Genomic DNA, 3863 nt, shown 5'->3' with positions numbered 1-3863 from the left:
CCCCCCCCCCCCCCCCCCCCCGCCCGCCCCCCCCCCCCCCCCCCTCGTGTCACCCGAGCCGAGCGCAGCGGTCCTACCGCTCGCGCCAGCCGTTCGTGATCGGCAGCCGGCGGTCCTTGCCGAAGCCCTTCGCGGAGATCTTCGTGCCCGGCGGGTACTGGCGGCGCTTGTACTCCGCCGTGTCCACCATCCGCAGGGTCCTGGCGACCAGCTCGCGGTCGAAGCCGGCCGCGACGATCGCCTCCATGCCCTGGTCGCGGTCCACGTACAGCGCCAGGATCGCGTCCAGCACCGGATAGTCCGGCAGCGAGTCCGTGTCCACCTGGCCGGGGCGCAGCTCGGCGCTCGGCGGCTTCACGAGGGAGTTCTCGGGGATCGGCGGGGTCTCCCCGCGTTCGGCGGCCGCCCGGTTGCGGTAGTGGGCCAGCCGGAAGACGTCCGTCTTGTAGACGTCCTTGATCGGGCCGTAGGCGCCGACCGAGTCGCCGTACAGGGTGGAGTAGCCGACGGCCAGCTCGGACTTGTTGCCCGGGGCCAGCACGATGTGGCCCTCCTGGTTGGAGACCGCCATCAGCATGGTGCCGCGCAGCCGGGACTGGAGGTTCTCCTCGGCCAGGCCGGTCAGCCCCAGCGAGCCCATGTAGGCCTCGAACATCGGCTCGATCGGCACGGTCCGGAAGTTCAGGCCGGTCCGCTTCGCGAGATCGGCCGCGTCGTCCTTGGAGTGGTCCGAGGAGTACTTCGAGGGCATCGAGATGCCGTACACGTTCTGCGCGCCGATCGCGTCGCAGGCGATGGCGGCGACGAGCGCGGAGTCGATGCCTCCGGAGAGCCCGATCAGGACGGAGCGGAATCCGTTCTTCTTCACGTACGCGCGCAGGCCCACGACCAGCGCGTCGTAGATCTCCTCGTCGTCGTCGAGGCGGTCGGCGTAACCGCCGGTGACGACGGGCTCGTAGGCCTCCACGGGCTCCGCGGACAGGACCACGCGGTCGATGCGCAGCCCGTCGTCGACCACGCCCTCGGGGGCGTCGGCGCGGGCGGCCGGCAGGTCGAGGTCGACGAGCACGCAGCCCTCGGAGAACTGCGGGGCCCGGGCGATGACCTCGCCGCCGGCGTCGACCACGATCGAGTCGCCGTCGAAGACCAGCTCGTCCTGGCCGCCGATCATGGCCAGGTAGGCGAGGGTGCAGCCGGCCTCCTGGGCCCGCTTCCGCACCAGTTCGAGGCGCAGGTCGTCCTTGTTGCGCTCGTACGGGGAGGCGTTGATCGAGATCAGCAGTCCGGCCCCGGCGGAGCGGGTGGCGGGGACGCGGCCGCCCTCCTGCCAGAGGTCCTCGCAGATGGCCAGGGCCACGTCGACGCCGTGCACCCGGATCACCGGCTGGGTGTTGCCCGGCACGAAGTACCGGAACTCGTCGAACACGCCGTAGTTGGGGAGGTGGTGCTTGGCGAAGCGCAGCACGACCTCCCCGCGGTGCAGCACGGCGGCCGCGTTCTCCGGGGAGCCGGCCGGGCGGCCGAGCCGGGGCGCGGCCTTCTCGGTGCGGTCGAGGTAGCCGACGACGACCGGCAGTTCGCCGAGGCCTTCGGCCGCGAGGCGCGCCGCGAGCTCGCGCAGCGCGGTGCGGGAGGCCTCGACGAAGGATTCGCGCAGGGCGAGGTCCTCGACGGGGTACCCGGTCAGCATCATCTCCGGGAACGCCACCAGGTGGGCGCCCTGCTCGGCGGAGTGCCGGGTCCAGTGGACGACCGAGTCCGCGTTGGCGGTGATGTTGCCGACGCGCGAGTCGATCTGATTCAGAGCGAGGCGAAGTTGAGGCACGCGGCCCAGTGTAATCGTCTTTCTGACGCGATGTCCTGGGCCCGGCCTCTTTTCGTCCTTCGTATACGGGCCGTACGGGCTCTAGAGCTGGTAGCCGAGGACCGTCATCATCCCGGATTCCGAGTGGTAGACGTTGTGGCAGTGGGTCATCCACAGCCCGGGGTTGTCCGCGTCGAACTCCGTGGTCAGCCTCCTGCCCGGCAGCAGGATCGCGGTGTCCTTGCGGGCGCCGCCGGCCTCGCCGCCCAGGGCGAAGGTGTGGCCGTGCAGGTGGATCGGGTGCCACATCGGCGTGGCGTTGGCGAACTCCAGCCGGACCCGTTCGCCCGCCTTCACCGGGTGCCGCTGGTCCGGCGTGTACGGCGCGCCGTCGAAGGCCCAGTTGTACCGGGACATGGAGCCGGTCAGCCGCAGCCGCACCGTACGGTCCGGCTCGCGCGCGGCCAGCGCGACCGACTCCGCGGGCCGCAGTGAGTCCGCCATCAGCGGCGGACCGTCCAGCTCGGTCGGCCGGGTCGCCGGGGTCGGCGCCGTGCCCGCCCCGGTGCGCAGCACCGCGAGGGCCGACCGCCCCTTGCCCTCGGCGATCGCGGTGAGCGGGAACACCCCGTCCTTCGCGGTGACCAGGACGTCGTAGCGCTCGCCCATGCCCAGCAGCAGGGCGCCCGTCTTCGCGTGCTCCACCGGGAAGCCGTCCGCGTGGGTGACCGTCAGCTCGTGGCCGCCGAGGACGAGCCGGAAGGCCGTGTCCCCGCCGGCGTTGATGATGCGCAGCCGGATCCGGTCGCCGGGGCTCGCGGTGAAGACGGACGGGTCCTCCGCCACCCGGCCGTTGACCAGGTAGTGCGGGTAGGCGACGTCCCCCGCCTCCCGGCCGAGGATGTCGCTGTCGGCGCCCACGAGGAGGCGCGGGGGCTTGGGGGCGGCGCCGGGGGCCTTGGGGCTGGGGGTGGGGCTGGGTGCCCGGCCGTGCGCGGCGTGGGCCTTGGGGTTCGCGCCCTTGCGGAGCTCGGCCAGGACCGCGTCCGGGGTGACCCCGTCGACCCCGTCGATCCAGTCGTCCAGGACCACCACCCACTCCTTGTCGTACGAGAGGGGCTCCTTCGGGTCCTCGACGATCAGCGGCGCGTACAGGCCGCGGTCCTGCTGGACGCCGGTGTGCGGGTGGAACCAGTACGTCCCCGGGTGCGTGACGGCGAACCGGTACGCGAACGAGCCGCCCGGGGCGATGTCCCGCTGGGTCAGCCCCGGGACCCCGTCCATGTCGTTGCGCAGCGCAAGGCCGTGCCAGTGCAGGGAGGTGGCCTCGGGGAGGTTGTTGGACAGGGTGAGGGCGAGGGTGCCGCCCGCGGTGACCCGGACCTCCTGGCCGGGCAGCTGGTCCCCGTACGCCCAGGAGCGGACGGAGCGGCCGCCGCCGAGGTCGAGCGTGGCGGCGGTGGCGGTGAGCTTGACCTCGGTGAGCGGGCCGGTGGCCTTGCGGGCGGCCTCGGCGGCCTTGACCTCCGGGCCGGCGGGGTCGACGTAGCCGGCCACGTCTGCGGCGGCGCCGCCGTGGCGCATGCCGCCGTGACCCCGGCCGGCGGCGGGGGCCGGGTCGGAGGGGGCCGAGGGGGCGGAGGGGGCGCCGCAGGCACTGAGCAGCGCGCCGCCGGCGAGGGCGGCGGACGCGCCTAGCACGTCGCGGCGGCGGGGCAGGGGGGTACGGCGGGGGGCGGAAGCGGGCATGGGGGGAGTACCTCGCGGGTGTCGTGGCAGGTGGGACCGGGGTGGGGCTGGGCGGGGCCGGTTTCGGTGGGGCGGAGGCCGGCTGCGGCAGGGTCGGGGGCGGGGCGGTTTCGGCGGGGCCGGGCGCGCCGGGTACCTCCTCGGGCCGATCCAGCCCCGCCGGCGTTTGAGGCGCGGGGTGTGGGGCGGAGCCCCACCGGCGAAGCCGCCGAGCACCGGTTTCGGCGGGGCCGGGCGCGCGCCGGGGCACCTCCTCGGGCGCCGAACGTGGCCAGGGGTCGGGGAGTGGCAGCCTTGTTGTGTTCGGCGC

Annotated in this window: 2 protein-coding genes; both read right to left on the bottom strand. The window is 74.0% G+C overall.

Annotated features, from left to right (window positions below):
* Positions 1 to 73 precede the first annotated feature (73 nt).
* On the bottom strand, positions 74 to 1825 hold the full coding sequence (locus tag ACFWBN_RS39660; RefSeq protein WP_385186693.1) for an NAD+ synthase: 1752 nt from the start codon (positions 1823 to 1825) through the stop codon (positions 74 to 76).
* Between the two features lie 81 nt (positions 1826 to 1906).
* The gene (locus tag ACFWBN_RS39655; RefSeq protein ID WP_385186691.1) at positions 1907 to 3553 is read right to left on the bottom strand and encodes a multicopper oxidase family protein; all 1647 of its coding nucleotides are present in this window, start codon (positions 3551 to 3553) and stop codon (positions 1907 to 1909) included.
* Positions 3554 to 3863 lie beyond the last annotated feature (310 nt).

It is taken from the genome of Streptomyces sp. NPDC059989 (genome assembly GCF_042736975.1).
Classification (GTDB): Bacteria; Actinomycetota; Actinomycetes; order Streptomycetales; family Streptomycetaceae; genus Streptomyces.
Note: the sequence above shows the minus strand (reverse complement) of the source record. Positions and strands in the feature narration are given on the sequence as shown.

What these genes read in the sequence shown, in the direction of transcription:
- ACFWBN_RS39655 (WP_385186691.1), bottom strand. Translation starts at nt 3,553, where the DNA reads ATGCCCGCTTCCGCCCCCCGCCGTACCCCCCTGCCCCGCCGCCGCGAC.